Source organism: Rhabdaerophilum calidifontis (assembly GCF_008641065.1).
In the GTDB taxonomy this organism is placed as follows: domain Bacteria; phylum Pseudomonadota; class Alphaproteobacteria; order Rhizobiales; family Beijerinckiaceae; genus Rhabdaerophilum; species Rhabdaerophilum calidifontis.
The window spans coordinates 111,340-126,080 of the sequence record NZ_VTRS01000003.1 but is presented as its reverse complement, the minus strand read 5'-3'; the positions used below and the strand labels follow the sequence as shown (position 1 = coordinate 126,080).

The window sequence follows — 14,741 nt, the reverse complement described above, 5'->3', positions numbered from 1 at the left end:
CCGGTTTCACGCCTCCGGCCGCGCGAGTACGGCGCGGAGATCGGCAAGCAGGGTCTCGATCGCTTCGGGGAGGCCCGGCTGACGGTGCCGGCGCGCGCGCTCCACCGCCAGGATCTGCTTCAGCTCCGCAAGGCAGGTCTGAAGATCGGCGTTGACCAGCACATAATCATAGTCCGCCCAATGCGCGATTTCGCCCTCGGCGGTCCGGAGCCGCCGGCGGATCACCGGTTCCGGATCCTCGGCGCGGCGCTGGAGCCGGCGTTCGAGCTCGGCGATCGAGGGCGGCAGGATGAAGACCGACACGACATCCGCGCGCATCTTCTTGTAGAGTTGCAAGGTGCCCTGGACGTCGATATCGAAGAGGATGTCGCGCCCCTCGGCGAGCGCAGCCTCGACCGGCGCGCGCGGCGTGCCGTAAAAATTGCCGTGGACCTCGGCCCATTCGAGCAGGTCGCCGCGCTTGCGCATGGCCTCGAAGGCCGCGACGTCGAGGAAATGGTAATGCACGCCTTCGACCTCGCTCGGCCGGCGCGGGCGTGTCGTCACCGAGATCGACAGCCGGATCGCCGGGTCATCCTGGAGGAGGAGGCGCGAGAGCGCCGATTTTCCCGCTCCCGAGGGCGAGGAGAGAACGAACATCACGCCACGGCGCATGGCGGCCGGGCTCGTTGCTGGCATGGTCTTGTCCAATCGCGGTCCTCCGGATTCCCGGACGAGACGCTTATTGCGGATCGGCCCTTCCCGGCAAGGGCTGTGCGGGGCTCTGGGCGCGGCGCGCCGGCTCGGCCCGGCCCGGCGCCGCGAGCGGCCGGGTCGTGCCGGTCGCGGCCGGGGCGAATCCGGTGACGGGCGCGGCCCCCTCGTTGATCTGAGACCGGTCCCCGGCCGGCGGGGCGGGGGATGCGGGCGCACCCTCCGCCGGCGGGCGGCTGGCCTCGATCTGGCGCCAGCGCGCGACATTGCGGTTGTGCTGTTCGAGCGTCTCGGCGAAGGCATGGCCGCCGGTGCCGTCGGCGACGAAATAGAGATCCTTGGTGCGCGAGGGATTGGCGGTCGCCTCGATCGCGGCGCGGCCGGGATTGGCGATCGGCCCCGGCGGCAGCCCGGTGATCACATAGGTGTTGTAGGGGGTCGGGCGCAGGATCTCGTCGCGGTTGATGCCACGGCCGAGCGTCGCCTTGCCGCCGACAAGGCCGTAGATGATCGTGGGGTCGGATTGCAGCTTCATGTTCTTGCCGAGGCGGTTGTAGAACACGCCCGCGACGCGGCTGCGCTCGTCGGCGCGGCCGGTCTCCTTCTCGACGATCGAGGCTAGGGTGATCAGTTCGCGCGGGTTGCGCAGCGGCAGATCCTTGGCGCGGCGCTTCCAGGCTTCGTCCGCCACCCGGCGGTGCTCGCGCTGCATGCGGGCCAGCAGCGCCTCGCGCGTGGTGCCGCGGTTGATCTTGTAGGTCTCCGGCAGCAGCGTGCCCTCGGCCGGAATCTGCGCGATCTCGCCTGTCAGGAGATCGTTCTCCTTCAGCCGCTCCACGATCTGCTCGCTCGTCAGTCCTTCAGGGATCGTGATCGTGTGCTCGACCGAGCGGCCGGAGGAGAGGATGTCGATCACTTCGTTCATCGAGACCTGGCGCTTGAAGAGATATTCGCCGGCCTTGGCGCGCAGGCTCTTGTCGTCGGTCGCGAATTTCGACTGGACGTCGCGCCAGAGCAGCGCGATCCAGAACAGCGTCGGCCGGGCGATCACGCCCTCGCGCTCGAGCAGGTCGACGATTTCCTCGCTGGACGAGCCGCGCTCGATCACGACCGACTTATCGGCGACGAGCGGGCCGGGCGCGACGAATTCCTTCCGCGCCACGACGAGCACACCGCCGAGTGCCAAAGCCGCGATCAGCGCCACGGTCATCAGGCCGGAGAACAGGCCGACGAGGCCCTGCCTGCGTCGCCGCGGCGGCGGGGGCGGTGCGATGGCGGCGTTGACCGCCTCGCCGACAGCCGGCCGGCGGCGGCTGCCGAACCAGCCGCGCCGGGCGGTCTCCCCCTCCCCCGGATTGTCGTCAGGCTTGCGCGCCATCCAGATCCCGCCTTCTCATGCAATGTCCGACCGGCACCCCCGGCGCCGCGTTCCGAATGTGTCCGCGATCCCCCTATCCGGGAGGAATATGGCGAAAAGGGGTTATGCGTCGAAGCGGCGCATGACCAGCGAGGCATTCGTGCCGCCGAACCCGAAGGAGTTCGACAGCGCGACATCGATCCTGCGCCGGCGCGCCGTGTTGGGCACGAGGTCGATCGCGGTCTCGACGGACGGATTCTCGAGATTGATCGTCGGCGGCGCCACCTGATCGCGGATCGCGAGGATCGAGAAGATTGCCTCGATCGCTCCTGCCGCGCCGAGCAGATGCCCTGTGCAGGATTTGGTGGAGGACATCGCCACGCTACCGGCATGGTTGCCGAGCAGCCGCGTCACGGCGCCGAGTTCGATCTCGTCGCCGAGTGGCGTCGAGGTGCCATGCGCATTGATGTAATCGAGATCGCCGGGCGCGAGGCCGGCGCGTTTCAGCGCCGCGGCCATGCAGCGATAGGCGCCGTCGCCATCCTCGGAGGGCGAGGTGATGTGATAGGCGTCGCCGGAAAGGCCGTAGCCGACGATCTCGGCATGGATCCGCGCGCCGCGCGCCAGGGCATGCTCGAGCGCCTCGACCACCACCACGCCGGCGCCCTCGCCCATCACGAAACCGTCGCGGTCCCTGTCATAGGGCCGCGAGGCGCGGGTGGGATCGTCGTTGAACCCGGTCGAGAGCGCCCGGCAGGCGGCGAAGCCGGCCATGGCGATGCGCGAGATCGGCGATTCGGTGCCGCCCGCAACCATGACATCCGCATCGCCGAGCGCGACGAGCCGCGCCGCGTCGCCGATCGCATGCGCGCCGGTCGAGCACGCGGTCACGACCGAATGGTTCGGCCCCTTGAGCCCGTGCGCGATCGAGATATAGCCCGAGGCAAGGTTGATGAGGCGGCCGGGAATGAAGAAGGGCGAGACGCGGCGCGGCCCCTTCTCGTGCAGCGTGATCGCGGTCTCGGAAATGCCGCCGATGCCGCCGATGCCGGAGCCGACCATGACGCCGGTGCGGATCTGCTCGTCATGGCTCGCGGGATGCCAGCCGGCATCGTCCAGCGCCTGCCTGGCGGCGGCCATCGCGAAGACGATGAACTCGTCGACCTTGCGCTGGTCCTTCGGGTCCATCCAATCGTCGGGATTGTATTCGCCCGGCCCGGTTCCGCGCGGGATCTGGCAGGCGATGCGGGCCGCGATATCCGCGACCTCGAAGGTTTCGATCCGCCGCGCGCCGGATTCACCGGCCACGACTCTGCGCCAGCTCGGCTCGACGCCGCATCCAAGCGGCGACACCATGCCGAGACCGGTAACGACAACGCGGCGGAGCATGCGCCTGTCCGGTCAGGCCGCGTTCTTTTCGAGGAATTTCACGGCATCGCCGACCGTGACGATGGTCTCGGCGGCATCGTCGGGGATCTCGACCCCGAATTCCTCCTCGAACGCCATCACCAGCTCGACGGTGTCGAGGCTGTCCGCGCCGAGATCATCGATGAAATTCGCGCCTTCGACGACCTTCTCCGGATCGACGCTGAGATGCTCAACGACGATCTTCTTCACGCGCTCGGCGACATCGCTCATGGCGGACTTTCCTTTTCAACACTCATCATCGCGGAAGGCCCGTCCGGCAGACCCGGCGGGCTGAACCCGGCGCCTTCCCTTCCAAAGGCGCGCCGGAATGTCAACGTGCAGCGCCGCATCCGCTGCGGAAAAAGCGGCTGCGCACGCCTGTCTTCCCGCTCAGATCCGCGCCATCGCGCCGTTCACATGCAGCGTCTGGCCGTTGACATAGCCGGCCGCATCGGAGGCTAGAAAGGCGACGGCAGCGGCGATCTCCTCGCCCTTGCCCATGCGGCCGGCCGGGATGTTGGCCATGATCGCCTCGCGCTGCTTGTCGTTGAGCGCATCGGTCATCGCGCTCTCGATGAAGCCGGGCGCAACGCAGTTCACCGTGATGTTGCGGCTCGCGACCTCGGCGGCGAGGCTCTTGGTCATGCCGATCATGCCGGCCTTGGCGGCGCAGTAATTCGCCTGGCCCGGATTGCCGGTGACGCCGACCACCGATGTGATGCCGATGATCCGGCCGAATCGGCGCTTCATCATGCCCTTCACCGCGCTCCGCGCGAGGATGAAGGAGGAGGTGAGGTTCACCGCGAGCACGCTATCCCATTCCTCGTCCTTCATGCGCATGAAGAGGTTGTCGCGGGTGATGCCGGCATTGTTGACGAGGATGTCGAGCCCGCCCATCGCCGCCTCCGCGGCCGGAACCAGCGCCTCGACCGAGGCGCGGTCGGCAAGGTTCGCGGGCGCCACATGCGCGCGCTCGCCGAGCGCGGCCGCCAGCGCCTCGAGCGCCGCTGCCCGCGTGCCGGAGAGCGCGACGACGGCGCCCTGCGCGTGCAGCGCCCGCGCGATCTCGGCGCCGATTCCGCCCGAGGCGCCGGTGACCAGGGCCTTCCTGCCGGTGAGAGAAAACATGGGGAAACTCCGTCGAAAAGCGGGCCGGGTGTTCGCGGCGCGGATTGGTTCAGACCAGGCGAGACCTATCCGTTTCGCGCCGGTTCCGCCAGCATCGTTCGGTCAGTTCCATCAGCCTGCCGGCCGGAGCGCTGGGAAAGCCGCATCAATCGCCATGGGCCGCGACATCCTCCGGCGTGCCGATGCTCACCGCGTCGCTACCCGCCACAAGCCGTTTGGCGATGCCCGTCAGCACCTTGCCGGTGCCGCATTCGATGAAGCGGGTTACGCCGGAGGCGCCGAGCCAGAGCATGCTCTCGCGCCAGCGCACGGAGCCGCAGACCTGATCGACGAGATTCTTCCGGATCGCCTCGGGGTCGGACACCGGTCCGGCGGTGACATTGGCCACGACCGGCACCTGCGGCGCCCGGATCTCGGCATCGGCGAGCGCCGCGCGCATCCGCTCCGCCGCCGGCGCCATCAGCCGTGAATGGAAGGGCGCCGAAACCGGCAGCGGGATCGCGCGCTTGACGCCTCTTTCCCTCGCGATCGCGCAGGCGCGGTCGATCGCGGCCTTGTCGCCGGAGAGCACCACCTGGCCGCCGCCATTGTCGTTGGCGACATCGCAGACCGCGCCCTGCGCCGCCTCGCGCGCGATCTCGGAGGCGAGTTCCCATTCCGCGCCGAGCAGCGCCGCCATCGCGCCCTCACCCACCGGCACCGCCGCCTGCATCGCGTCGCCGCGGATGCGCAGCAGCCTTGCCGTCTCGGCCAGGTTCAGCGCGCCGGCGGCGCAGAGCGCGGAATATTCGCCGAGCGAATGGCCGGCGACAAAGGCGGCGTCTCGTGCAAGGTCGAGCCCCTTCTCGACCTCCAGAACCCGGATCACGGCCAGCGAATGCGCCATCAGCGCCGGCTGGGCATTGGCGGTGAGGGTCAGTTCCGCCTCCGGGCCCTCGAACATCAGCCTCGAGAGTTTCTGGCCGAGCGCGGCGTCCACTTCCTCGAACACCGCGCGCGCGGCGGGGAACGCTTCGGCGAGCGCCTGCCCCATGCCGATGGCCTGGCTGCCCTGCCCGGGAAAGAGGAACGCGGTCTTCATGGCTTGTCCCTTCGCTTGCCGCCCTTGATCCGCCCGCCGGGCCGGTCAGGACCGCCGGGGCGAAAAGTCCGGCGCTCTTCGTGCCATGCGGGTGCGAAGTCAAGCCGGCTTCGGCCCATCGCCCCCGGATCCGGCCGGCGCGTGCAGGATTTCCGCGATCCGGACCCGCAGCGCCGGCAGCAATTCCGCCTCGAACCACGGATTGCGACGGAACCAGGCGATGTTGCGCGGGCTCGGATGGGGCAACGGTACAAGCCGTGGAAACGTCTCACGCCAGAGGGCGACGCGATCGGCAAGCCTTTCACCGCGCGCCGGCCCGAGATGCCATTCATTGGCATAGGTGCCGAGCAGCAGGGTCATCTCGATGTTGGACAAGAGCGCCATCAGCGGGGCGCGCCAGAGCGGCGCGCATTCCGGACGGGGCGGCAGGTCTCCGCCGCTGCCCGTGCCGGGAAAGCAGAACCCCATGGGAATGATGGCGAAGCAGTCGGGATTGTAGAAGGTCGCGCGGGCAACCCCGAGCCAATCCCGGAGGCGATTGCCGGAAGGATCATCGAAGGGAATGCCCTTCGCATGCGTGATCCGTCCCGGTGCCTGCCCCGCGATGAGGATGCGCGCCCGCGCGCCGGCCTGCAGGATGGGGCGCGGCCCCAGCGGCAGGCCCTGACACGCCGTGCAGGACCGGATTTCGGCGAGAAGAGCGTCCATCCTGCTCCGAATAATGCTTGTCTTTCGCCTGCAAAAGCCGTATCAGGCGCGCTTCCGCTGGGCCGGTGGCTGAACGGAGAGCCCGTCTTCGCGCGTGGCAGGGTCTTCCGACCCGTTCTCCCGTGTCAACGCCTTCGTGATTTCTCGTTGGGCCTTCCAAGGTCCGAAGGGCTTCGCGCCGAGCGGAAGTGAAATGTGAAAGAAGGCTATCATGGCATTGTATGAACACGTCTTCCTGGCGCGCCAGGACGTGACCGCCCAGCAGGTCGAGGCGATGACCGAGACCTACAAGGCCGTCATCGAGCAGCATGGCGGCGCGGTTACCAAGGTGGAATATTGGGGCGTCAAGTCCCTTGCCTACCGGATCAAGAAGAACCGCAAGGCCCATTACGCGCTGTTCAACCTCGAGGCGCCCTCGGCGGCGATCGTCGAGATGGAGCGCCAGATGGCGATCAACGAGGACATCCTGCGCTTCATGACCGTCAAGGTCGACGCGCTCGAAGAAGGCCCCTCCGCGATGCTCCAGCGCCGGGACCGCGACGAACGCGACCGGGGCGAGCGCGGGGACCGCGGTGATCGCGGTGATCGGGGAGATCGCGGCCCCCGCCGGCGCGACCGCGATGAGGGTGACGGCGCCGAGGGCGCGAGCGAGGAGTTCAACTGATGTCGCAGCCCGCCCGCCGCCCGTTCTTCCGCCGCCGCAAGACCTGCCCGTTCTCGGGCGCCGCCGCGCCGCGGATCGACTACAAGGACGTGAAGCTCCTGTCGCGCTACATTTCCGAGCGCGGCAAGATCGTGCCGTCGCGCATCACGGCCGTTTCGGCGAAGAAGCAGCGCGAACTCGCCCAGGCGATCAAGCGCGCGCGCTTCCTCGGCCTGCTGCCTTACGTGATCAAGTAAGCATCCGAAGCCCTAGAGGCTTCCGAACTCTGCGAAGGACCGGCGTGCCGGACCTTCGCCTCAGGCTCCATCCTTCGTCGCCGTGCCGGGCCGGTGCCCCGCGCGGTCTGCTGGAGCGGAACCGGCCGGCCTGACCGGGATCCGCTTCTAACCGCCGGCCTCCGGGCTGGTTCGCGGGACAGCTCGACCGATGTCTCTGGCGCAGGCCATCCTTGTCGCCCTGCTGGCGGGCTTCACCACGGCGCTCCTTTCGGGGCTGCTGACGCCGCTCGCCGCGCCGATCCTGCTCCTCTCCGTGCTCGCACCGGCGCCGCTGCTGATCGCCGGTTTCGGCTGGCATCCGCTGGTCGCGGCGCTCGGCGGCATCCTGGCCGGGCTTATCGCCCAGCTCGCCGCGGGCATGCCGGCGGCCCTGGTCGTCTCCGGCATGCTCGCGATCCCCGCCTTCGGGATCACGGCACGGGCAGCGCAGGTCTTCCTGCCGGCGGAGGGACGGCCGGGGCGCGACGGGCTCGATCTCGGCCGGCTCGCGCTGCTGACAATCATGTATGTCGCGCTGGCGATGGCCGTGGCCGCCTTCCTGTTCCAGCCCGATTACGCCGCGCTCCAGGCGCAGCTCCGGCGCGCGCTCGAACTCGCGGCGCGCCGGATCGGCGCCGAGCCGCCGGGCGGCGACCTCCAGGCGCTGGTCGAATTGATGGCGGGGCTGATCCTGCCCCTCTCGGGGCTCGTCAACGTGCTGACGCTCGCGATCTCGGCGACGCTCGCGATGCAGATCGCCGAGCGTGCCGGGCGGCTCGCCTATCCCAGGCCGGATTTCCGGCGATTCCGGCTGCCGGGCGGCGCGCTGATCCTGTTCGGGCTGTCGTTCTTTCTGGCGCTGTCGCCGGGCTATCCGGGATTGTTCGGCGAATTGGTGGTGGTCGGCCTTGCTGCCGCCTTCACGCTCCAGGGCCTTGCGGTTCTCCATGTCCGGACCCTCGGGATGGCGGCGCGCGGCATCCTCCTCACCGCTATCTGGGCCGCGCTCGTCATCTTCGGCCTGCCCGCCCTGCTGCTGATCCTCCTCGGGATGATCGACCATCTCGCCGATTTCCGGCGCGGCCGGCTCTGAACACACCACATGCAACCGATCACGGAACTCAAAAGGAGAGACCCATGGAAGTGATCCTCTTGGAACGCGTGGCCAAGCTCGGCCAGATGGGCGAGGTCGTCCGCGTCAAGGACGGCTATGCCCGCAATTTCCTGCTGCCGCGCGGCAAGGCGCTGCGGGCTACCGACGCGAACAAGGAGAAGTTCGCCGCCCAGCGCGCGCAGCTCGAGGCGCAGAACCTCGAACGGCGCAAGGACGCCGATGCCGTCGCCGCCAAGCTCGACGGCCAGGCCTTCGCGCTCATCCGTCAGGCGGGCGAATCCGGCGTGCTCTACGGCTCGGTCTCGGCACGCGATCTCGCGGAAATCCTGACGGCCGGCGGCTTTACCGTCGCCCGCGGCCAGATCGCGCTCAACACGCCGATCAAGACGCTCGGCCTTCATCAGGTCGGCGTCGTGCTGCATCCGGAAGTCACGGTGAATGTCACGATCAACGTCGCCCGCTCGATCGAGGAAGCCGAGCGCCAGGCGCGCGGCGAGAACGTGCTCGAACGCGAGGCGGACAATCTCGACGATCTCGGCCTCGAGATCGGCGCGGCGCTCGCCGAAGCGGGGCCGATGGCGGAACTCTGAGCCCGGCGGGCCTGCGGCCCCGGTCCCGGGTTCCGTCAAGCCCAAAGCGCATGGTATCGATTCCTGGCTGTGGGAATCTTGTGCGCAAACCGGCGAATCTGGAAAAATCAGCCCCTCGGCTTCCGGGGGGCTTTTTTGTTCTCCTCCCGCGGGGGATGGAGAAGGTCGCCTTCAGCCCGCCCCGCGCCAGAACCGAGGAAGCGCAGCCGCCCATGGCCAATCTCGCCCGTCTCGATCCGCAACCGGCCGAACCGCTGCGCCTCGCCCCGCACAATCTCGAGGCGGAGCAGGCGCTGCTCGGTGCGATCCTCGTCAACAACGAGGCGTTTGATCGCGTTTCGGATTTCCTGCGGCCGGAGCATTTCTTCGAGGCGCTTCATGCGCGCATCTTCGAGGTGATGACCAAGCTCCTGCGTGCGGGCAAGGTTGCGACCCCGATCACGATCAAGACCTATCTGCCCGATCTCGATCTCGGCGGCGTCACGGTGCCGCAATATATCGTCCGGCTGGCCACCAGCGCGACGACGATCATCAACGCGGCCGAATACGGCCGCACCATCCACGACCTTGCGCTCCGGCGCAACCTCATCACCATCGGCGAGGAGATGGTCAACCGCGCCTTCGATGCTCCGGTAGAGGAGACGCCGCGGGCGCAGATCGAGGATGCCGAGCGCCGCCTCTACGGCCTCGCCGAGGCGGGACGCTTCGAGGGCGGGTTCCAGAATTTCTCGTCCGCGCTCCAGCAGGCCATCCACATGGCGGGCGAGGCCTACAGGCGCGATGGCGGGCTCTCCGGCACCGCGACGGGCCTGCGCGATCTCGACAACAAGATGGGCGGCCTCCAGCGCTCGGACCTGATCATCGTCGCCGGCCGCCCGGGCATGGGCAAATCCTCGATCGCGACCAATATCGCCTACAACATCGCCAAGGCCTGGCGCGGCGAACGCCAGGAAGACGGCACGATCAAGACCGTCAATGGCGGCATCGTCGGCATCTTCAACCTCGAAATGAGCGCCGAGCAACTCGCAACCCGCATCCTCGCCGAGCAGAGCGGCATCCCCTCGTTCAAGATCCGGCGCGGTGATATCACCCAGGAAGAATTCGGGCGGCTGCACGAGGCGGTCGCGGCGATGCAGAGCCTGCCGCTTCATATCGACCAGACCGGCGGCCTCTCCATCGCCCAGCTCGCGACGCGGGCGCGCCGGCTCAAGCGCCAGCACGGGCTCGATTTCCTCGTCGTCGATTATCTCCAGCTCCTGTCCGGCGCCTCGAAGAAGGGCGACAACCGCGTCCAGGAACTGACCGAGATCACCACCGGGCTGAAGGCGCTCGCCAAGGAGCTCGATGTGCCGATCATGGCGCTCTCCCAGCTTTCGCGTCAGGTCGAAAGCCGCGACGACAAGCGCCCGCAACTTTCCGACCTTCGCGAATCCGGCTCGATCGAGCAGGATGCGGACGTGGTGCTCTTCATCTATCGCGAGGAATACTACCTGCAGAACCGTGAGCCGAAGCCCGGCACCGAGGAACATCTCAAATGGCAGGCCGAGATGGACCGGGTCCATGGCAAGGCCGAGGTGATCATCGGCAAGCAGCGCCACGGCCCCACCGGCACCGTGCAGCTCCAGTTCGAGGCCAACATCACCAAGTTCTCGGATCTTGCGAAAGAGGATTATCTGCCGGAAAGGCTCGAATAACAGCGAATTCCTCGCCAATTCCGCTCAATATTAGTGGAAGTGCGCTGGAAGAATGCCGATTTCCGGTGTAGCCTCCCGTCATGGATGATCATGCCGGCCTCCTGACCATCGATCGCGCGGCGCTGGCCGCGAACTGGCGCCTGCTGGCTGTGCGTGCCGGGGGCGCGGAATGCGCCGCGGTCGTCAAGGCCGATGCCTATGGCCTCGGCCTCGAGCATGCAGTGCCGGCGCTGGCCGCGGCCGGGTGCCGCAGCTTCTTCGTCGCGCATGTCGGCGAGGGCTTCATCGCGCGGGCTTATGCGCCGGATGCGGCGATCTATGTGCTGAACGGTTTTGCCGCCGGGCGGATTTCCACCTACCGCTCCCACAGGCTCAGGCCGGTGCTGGGCTCCGCCGCCGAGATCGAGGCATGGCATCAGCTCGGCGCGGGGTGTGAGCCGGCGGCGCTGCATGTCGATACCGGCATGAACCGGCTCGGATTACGGCCGGAGGAGGCGCGGGTGCTGATCGAGGCGGGCAACCTCGCCGAACGCGGGATCGGGCTTCTGATGACGCATTTCGCATCCGCCGAGATCGCCGATGCGCCGGAGAATGCCGCGCAGATCACGCGCATCTCGGATCTGGCCGCCCTGATGCGAAGCCGGGGCGGCGCGAATGCCGCGATCCCGGTCTCGCTCGCCAATTCCTCCGGCCTGTTCCTGCCGGGCGCGCCTTTCTTCGATCTCGCCCGGCCGGGCTACGCGCTCTATGGCGGCAACCCGGTGCCGGGGCGCCCAAACCCGATGCGGCCGGTGATCCGGCTCGAGGCGCCGATCGTCCAGATCCGCGCCGTGCCGGCGGGCGAATGCGTCGGCTATAACGGCAATTGGCGTGCCGCGCGCGCGAGCCGCATCGCGACGATTTCCTGCGGCTATGCCGACGGCTATCCGCGCAATGCCGGCAACAGCCCCGATCACCCCGGCGGCCGGGCGATCGTCGCGGGGCGGGAATGTCCCTTCGCCGGCAATGTCTCGATGGACCTGATCACGCTCGACATCACCGCCCTGCCGGAGGGCGCGGTCCGGCCCGGCGATATGGCGACGCTGATCGGCGACGGTCTCGATCTCGATGCGGTCGGCCGCTCCGCGCGCACGACCGGTTACGAGATCCTCACCAATCTCGGCCGGCGCTACCGCCGGGTGATACGGGATTGAGCTTCAGGCGAGCTTGTCGAGCAGACGCGAATAGGGCAGCGCCGAGCGTGCTTCCGGTGTCGTCGCGGCGCCGGCGACGAGCGCCGCGGTCTGCTGCATCATCTGGGCGGCGGCCTTGAAGGCCGCGATGCTGGCATTCATGCCGGCATTGAGGCCGGGAAGATCCACGGACATGTTCCGAACTCCTGAGCCTGTCCCGGCGCCAATCCGGGCGATGCGCCAAGCGCCCGCCACAATGCCGGCCGCGCCTCAAGGCGGGATCAAGAAAGCCGCTAAAATGCGCGCTTCCCCGCCGGTCCGCCGTCAGACCAGCCGGTCGATCTGGCGGGCGAATGCGAGCGGAACCCGGACATCGTAGGGGCTTCCGGCCTCCGCGACATTTTCCGTCGCCGTGAGGGCGGCGTCCGGCGCCGCCTCCTCCCGCACGCGGCTCTCGGCGAGGCTCTCGGCGGGGTCGATGCCGCGCTTCGCCTTCGCGATATCGGCGCAATCGGCGCAGGGATAGCCGTTGACGATCTCGATTGGCATGGACGGGACCTCCGGCCTCCCCATCGCGGCGGGATGGCATGCATGGACAAGGCCCGGCGAAGCTTGTTAGCTCGATTTCAACAAATTCCTAAAACCGAATCACGTCCGCGTGAGCGCGGATGCAGCCGAAACCCGCAAGCCGTGGCCAAGCGCAACACCTCCTTCATCTGCCAGGCCTGCGGTGCGGTCTACCAGCGCTGGCAGGGCCGCTGCGAGGCGTGCGGGGAATGGAATTCCATCGCCGAGGAGCCGGGAACCGCCTCCGCCGCGCCGGTGGCCTCCGGCGGCGCGCGGCTCAAGAAGGGCCGCGCCTTCGCGCTCGAGGGGCTTTCCGGCGCGGCGATGGACGCGCCCCGCCTCGCCGCCGGCATCGCCGAGCTCGACCGTGTCACCGGCGGCGGATTCGTGAAGGGCTCGGTGATCCTGATCGGCGGCGAGCCGGGGATCGGCAAATCGACGCTGCTCATCCAGGCCGCGGCCGCCTGCGCGCGCGGCGATGGGCGCGGCGGGGCGCGCTGCGTCTATATCTCGGGCGAGGAATCGGCGGCGCAGGTGCGGCTGCGCGCGCAGCGGCTCGGCCTCGCCGACGCGCCGGTCGAACTCGCCGCAGAGACCAATGTCGAGGATATCCTCGCGACCCTGGCGAGCGGAACGCCGCCCCGGCTCGTGATCATCGATTCGATCCAGACGATGTGGACCGAGGCGGTCGAGGCCGCGCCGGGCACCGTGACCCAGGTGCGGGCGGCGGCGCAGGGGCTGATCCGCTTCGCCAAGGCGTCCGGCGCTGCGATCATCCTCGTCGGCCATGTGACGAAGGACGGGCAGATCGCCGGGCCTCGCGTCGTCGAGCACATGGTCGATGCGGTGATGAGCTTCGAGGGCGATGCGGGGCATCATTTCCGCATCCTGCGCGCCGTGAAGAACCGCTTCGGCGCAACCGACGAGATCGGCGTGTTCGAGATGGGCGGCCAGGGGCTCGTCGAGGTGCCGAATCCTTCGGCGCTCTTCCTCGGCGCGCGCGACGCGAAGGTGTCGGGCACCGCGGTCTTCGCCGGCATGGAGGGCACGCGGCCGATGCTGGTCGAGATCCAGGCGCTGGTGACGCCGACGGCGCTCGGCACGCCGCGCCGCGCCGTGGTGGGCTGGGACCAGAACCGGCTCGCCATGGTGCTCGCGGTGCTGGAGGCGCGCGGCGGTGTGCGGCTCGGTCAGCATGATGTCTACATGAATGTCGCCGGCGGCTTCCGCATCCTCGAACCGGCGGCCGATCTTGCGGTGGCGGCGGCGCTGGTCTCCTCGCTCGCCGATACCCCGATCCCACCGCAGGCGGCGCTGTTCGGCGAGATCAGCCTTTCCGGCCTCGTGCGGCCGGTGCCGCAGGCGGCGAGCCGGCTGAAGGAGGCGGCCAAACTCGGCTTCACGACGACGATCCTGCCAGCCGGCGCGGCGGAGGCGGCGCGTCAGGCGGGACTCGGCGTGAAGCCGATCGAGCGGATCGCCGATCTCGTCGCCGAGATCGCCGGCGCCGCGCCGCGCCGGCGCGAGCGTTGAGCCGTTCAGGCTGGAAAAGCGTCAGAACCCGGGGTGACGGCGGGGCGCGAAGCCATTATACCCGGCCCATTCCTGCCGCGCCGCTGCGCCGGCGGGCTTTGGCCGCTGGCGCGCGCCGCCCGGTCCAGTGCAAGAGGAAGGCATGCCGGTCACCATTCTTGATCTCGTCGTTATCGGAATCGTCCTGATCTCGGGCCTGCTTGCCATGGTGCGCGGCTTCACGCGCGAGGTTCTGGCAATCGGCTCCTGGGCGGTGGCGGCGGTGGTCGCCTATCTCGCCTTCCCCAAGTCGGAGCCCTATGTGACGCAATATATCGTCAAGTCGCCGCCGGCGCTCGTCAACGGCATCGCGCTCGGCGCGGTGTTTCTCGCAACGCTGTTCGTCGCCTATATCGTGACGTCGAAACTCTCGGATTTCATCCTCGACAGCCGTGTCGGCGCGCTGGACCGGACTCTCGGCTTCATCTTCGGCGCGGCGCGCGGCTTCCTGCTCGCGGTGATCGGGTTCGGGTTCTTCTCCTGGCTCGTCAACGACAAGCAGCAGCCGGCCTGGGTCGCGGACGCGCGGTTCCGGCCGATCCTGGTCTCGAGCTTCGAGAAGCTGAAGGGCATGCTGCCCGACAATCTCGACCAATCGATCACCGATCCGCGGAAGCGGGCGACGGAAGAGTTCAAGTCCGGCGGCGCGGCCAATCCTGCTCCGGTGCCGCCGAAGCCGGTGCAATGAAGCCTGCCGCCTGAAGGCCGCGCCCCCTCGGGCGGAATGGAGGAAGACC

The 14,741-nt window shown here is 68.5% G+C and carries 17 protein-coding genes; 8 read left to right on the top strand and 9 right to left on the bottom strand.

What is annotated here, in order from left to right; genetic code table 11:
- Positions 1-6 precede the first annotated feature (6 nt).
- The 7 genes from gmk to FWJ24_RS07015 form a co-directional block, all read right to left on the bottom strand.
- A complete protein-coding gene (gmk, locus tag FWJ24_RS07045) occupies positions 7-678 on the bottom strand; it encodes a guanylate kinase (protein ID WP_150287103.1) in 672 nt (223 codons plus the stop codon).
- A 43-nt stretch (positions 679-721) separates the two neighbouring features.
- Positions 722-2,071 (bottom strand): endolytic transglycosylase MltG, encoded by a 1,350-nt coding sequence (gene mltG / locus FWJ24_RS07040; RefSeq protein WP_150287102.1) that lies wholly within the window; start codon positions 2,069-2,071, stop codon positions 722-724.
- A gap of 102 nt (positions 2,072-2,173) precedes the next feature.
- Positions 2,174-3,439: a beta-ketoacyl-ACP synthase II gene (gene fabF / locus FWJ24_RS07035; RefSeq protein ID WP_150287101.1), complete on the bottom strand. Its 1,266-nt coding sequence runs from the start codon at positions 3,437-3,439 to the stop codon at positions 2,174-2,176.
- Positions 3,440-3,451: 12 nt separating this feature from the next.
- Positions 3,452-3,688 carry an acyl carrier protein gene (locus tag FWJ24_RS07030; RefSeq protein WP_150287100.1) on the bottom strand — a complete coding sequence of 79 codons (237 nt, stop codon included), beginning with the start codon at positions 3,686-3,688 and terminating at the stop codon, positions 3,452-3,454.
- Between the two features lie 159 nt (positions 3,689-3,847).
- Positions 3,848-4,585 carry a 3-oxoacyl-[acyl-carrier-protein] reductase gene (gene fabG, locus FWJ24_RS07025; protein WP_150287099.1) on the bottom strand — a complete coding sequence of 246 codons (738 nt, stop codon included), beginning with the start codon at positions 4,583-4,585 and terminating at the stop codon, positions 3,848-3,850.
- A gap of 145 nt (positions 4,586-4,730) precedes the next feature.
- Positions 4,731-5,666, bottom strand: coding sequence for an ACP S-malonyltransferase (fabD, locus tag FWJ24_RS07020; protein WP_150287098.1), 936 nt, complete (start codon positions 5,664-5,666; stop codon positions 4,731-4,733).
- Between the two features lie 99 nt (positions 5,667-5,765).
- Positions 5,766-6,374 carry a uracil-DNA glycosylase family protein gene (locus FWJ24_RS07015; protein WP_150287097.1) on the bottom strand — a complete coding sequence of 203 codons (609 nt, stop codon included), beginning with the start codon at positions 6,372-6,374 and terminating at the stop codon, positions 5,766-5,768.
- Positions 6,375-6,585: 211 nt separating this feature from the next.
- Between FWJ24_RS07015 and rpsF the strand changes: the two genes are divergently transcribed.
- The 6 genes from rpsF (at position 6,586) to alr (ending at position 11,886) form a co-directional block, all read left to right on the top strand.
- A complete protein-coding gene (gene rpsF / locus FWJ24_RS07010) occupies positions 6,586-7,038 on the top strand; it encodes a 30S ribosomal protein S6 (protein ID WP_150287096.1) in 453 nt (150 codons plus the stop codon).
- Positions 7,038-7,274 carry a 30S ribosomal protein S18 gene (gene rpsR / locus FWJ24_RS07005; RefSeq protein WP_150287095.1) on the top strand — a complete coding sequence of 79 codons (237 nt, stop codon included), beginning with the start codon at positions 7,038-7,040 and terminating at the stop codon, positions 7,272-7,274. The genes rpsF and rpsR overlap by 1 nt, the downstream gene beginning before the upstream one ends.
- 190 nt (positions 7,275-7,464) lie before the next feature.
- On the top strand, positions 7,465-8,388 hold the full coding sequence (locus FWJ24_RS07000; RefSeq protein ID WP_150287094.1) for a YybS family protein: 924 nt from the start codon (positions 7,465-7,467) through the stop codon (positions 8,386-8,388).
- Positions 8,389-8,432: 44 nt separating this feature from the next.
- Positions 8,433-8,999: a 50S ribosomal protein L9 gene (rplI, locus tag FWJ24_RS06995; RefSeq protein ID WP_150287093.1), complete on the top strand. Its 567-nt coding sequence runs from the start codon at positions 8,433-8,435 to the stop codon at positions 8,997-8,999.
- Between the two features lie 212 nt (positions 9,000-9,211).
- Positions 9,212-10,693: a replicative DNA helicase gene (locus FWJ24_RS06990; protein WP_150287092.1), complete on the top strand. Its 1,482-nt coding sequence runs from the start codon at positions 9,212-9,214 to the stop codon at positions 10,691-10,693.
- Between the two features lie 80 nt (positions 10,694-10,773).
- A complete protein-coding gene (gene alr, locus FWJ24_RS06985) occupies positions 10,774-11,886 on the top strand; it encodes an alanine racemase (RefSeq protein ID WP_150287091.1) in 1,113 nt (370 codons plus the stop codon).
- 3 nt (positions 11,887-11,889) lie between these two features.
- On the opposite strand, the gene FWJ24_RS14585 is transcribed toward alr, so the two are convergent.
- Together FWJ24_RS14585 and FWJ24_RS06980 are read right to left on the bottom strand one after the other, a co-directional pair.
- A complete protein-coding gene (locus FWJ24_RS14585) occupies positions 11,890-12,060 on the bottom strand; it encodes a hypothetical protein (protein ID WP_166443614.1) in 171 nt (56 codons plus the stop codon).
- A 129-nt stretch (positions 12,061-12,189) separates the two neighbouring features.
- Positions 12,190-12,414, bottom strand: coding sequence for a hypothetical protein (locus FWJ24_RS06980; protein WP_150287090.1), 225 nt, complete (start codon positions 12,412-12,414; stop codon positions 12,190-12,192).
- Between the two features lie 141 nt (positions 12,415-12,555).
- On the opposite strand from FWJ24_RS06980, the gene radA reads away from it, so the two are divergent.
- Together radA and FWJ24_RS06970 are read left to right on the top strand one after the other, a co-directional pair.
- Entirely contained in the window at positions 12,556-13,965 is a 1,410-nt protein-coding gene (gene radA, locus FWJ24_RS06975) for a DNA repair protein RadA (protein WP_150287089.1), read from the top strand.
- 142 nt (positions 13,966-14,107) lie between these two features.
- Positions 14,108-14,692, top strand: a complete 585-nt coding sequence (locus tag FWJ24_RS06970) for a CvpA family protein (RefSeq protein WP_150287088.1) — start codon at positions 14,108-14,110, stop codon at positions 14,690-14,692.
- Positions 14,693-14,741 lie beyond the last annotated feature (49 nt).

Coding starts and splice junctions, on each gene's coding strand:
- fabD (WP_150287098.1), bottom strand. CDS start 5,666: ATGAAGACCGCGTTCCTCTTTCCCGGGCAGGGCAGCCAGGCCATCGGC.
- gmk (WP_150287103.1), bottom strand. CDS start 678: ATGCCAGCAACGAGCCCGGCCGCCATGCGCCGTGGCGTGATGTTCGTT.
- FWJ24_RS06990 (WP_150287092.1), top strand. CDS start 9,212: ATGGCCAATCTCGCCCGTCTCGATCCGCAACCGGCCGAACCGCTGCGC.
- rpsR (WP_150287095.1), top strand. CDS start 7,038: ATGTCGCAGCCCGCCCGCCGCCCGTTCTTCCGCCGCCGCAAGACCTGC.
- FWJ24_RS06970 (WP_150287088.1), top strand. CDS start 14,108: ATGCCGGTCACCATTCTTGATCTCGTCGTTATCGGAATCGTCCTGATC.
- FWJ24_RS07015 (WP_150287097.1), bottom strand. CDS start 6,374: ATGGACGCTCTTCTCGCCGAAATCCGGTCCTGCACGGCGTGTCAGGGC.
- alr (WP_150287091.1), top strand. CDS start 10,774: ATGGATGATCATGCCGGCCTCCTGACCATCGATCGCGCGGCGCTGGCC.
- FWJ24_RS07000 (WP_150287094.1), top strand. CDS start 7,465: ATGTCTCTGGCGCAGGCCATCCTTGTCGCCCTGCTGGCGGGCTTCACC.
- fabG (WP_150287099.1), bottom strand. CDS start 4,585: ATGTTTTCTCTCACCGGCAGGAAGGCCCTGGTCACCGGCGCCTCGGGC.
- FWJ24_RS07030 (WP_150287100.1), bottom strand. CDS start 3,688: ATGAGCGATGTCGCCGAGCGCGTGAAGAAGATCGTCGTTGAGCATCTC.
- mltG (WP_150287102.1), bottom strand. CDS start 2,071: ATGGCGCGCAAGCCTGACGACAATCCGGGGGAGGGGGAGACCGCCCGG.
- FWJ24_RS14585 (WP_166443614.1), bottom strand. CDS start 12,060: ATGTCCGTGGATCTTCCCGGCCTCAATGCCGGCATGAATGCCAGCATC.
- fabF (WP_150287101.1), bottom strand. CDS start 3,439: ATGCTCCGCCGCGTTGTCGTTACCGGTCTCGGCATGGTGTCGCCGCTT.
- rplI (WP_150287093.1), top strand. CDS start 8,433: ATGGAAGTGATCCTCTTGGAACGCGTGGCCAAGCTCGGCCAGATGGGC.
- rpsF (WP_150287096.1), top strand. CDS start 6,586: ATGGCATTGTATGAACACGTCTTCCTGGCGCGCCAGGACGTGACCGCC.
- FWJ24_RS06980 (WP_150287090.1), bottom strand. CDS start 12,414: ATGCCAATCGAGATCGTCAACGGCTATCCCTGCGCCGATTGCGCCGAT.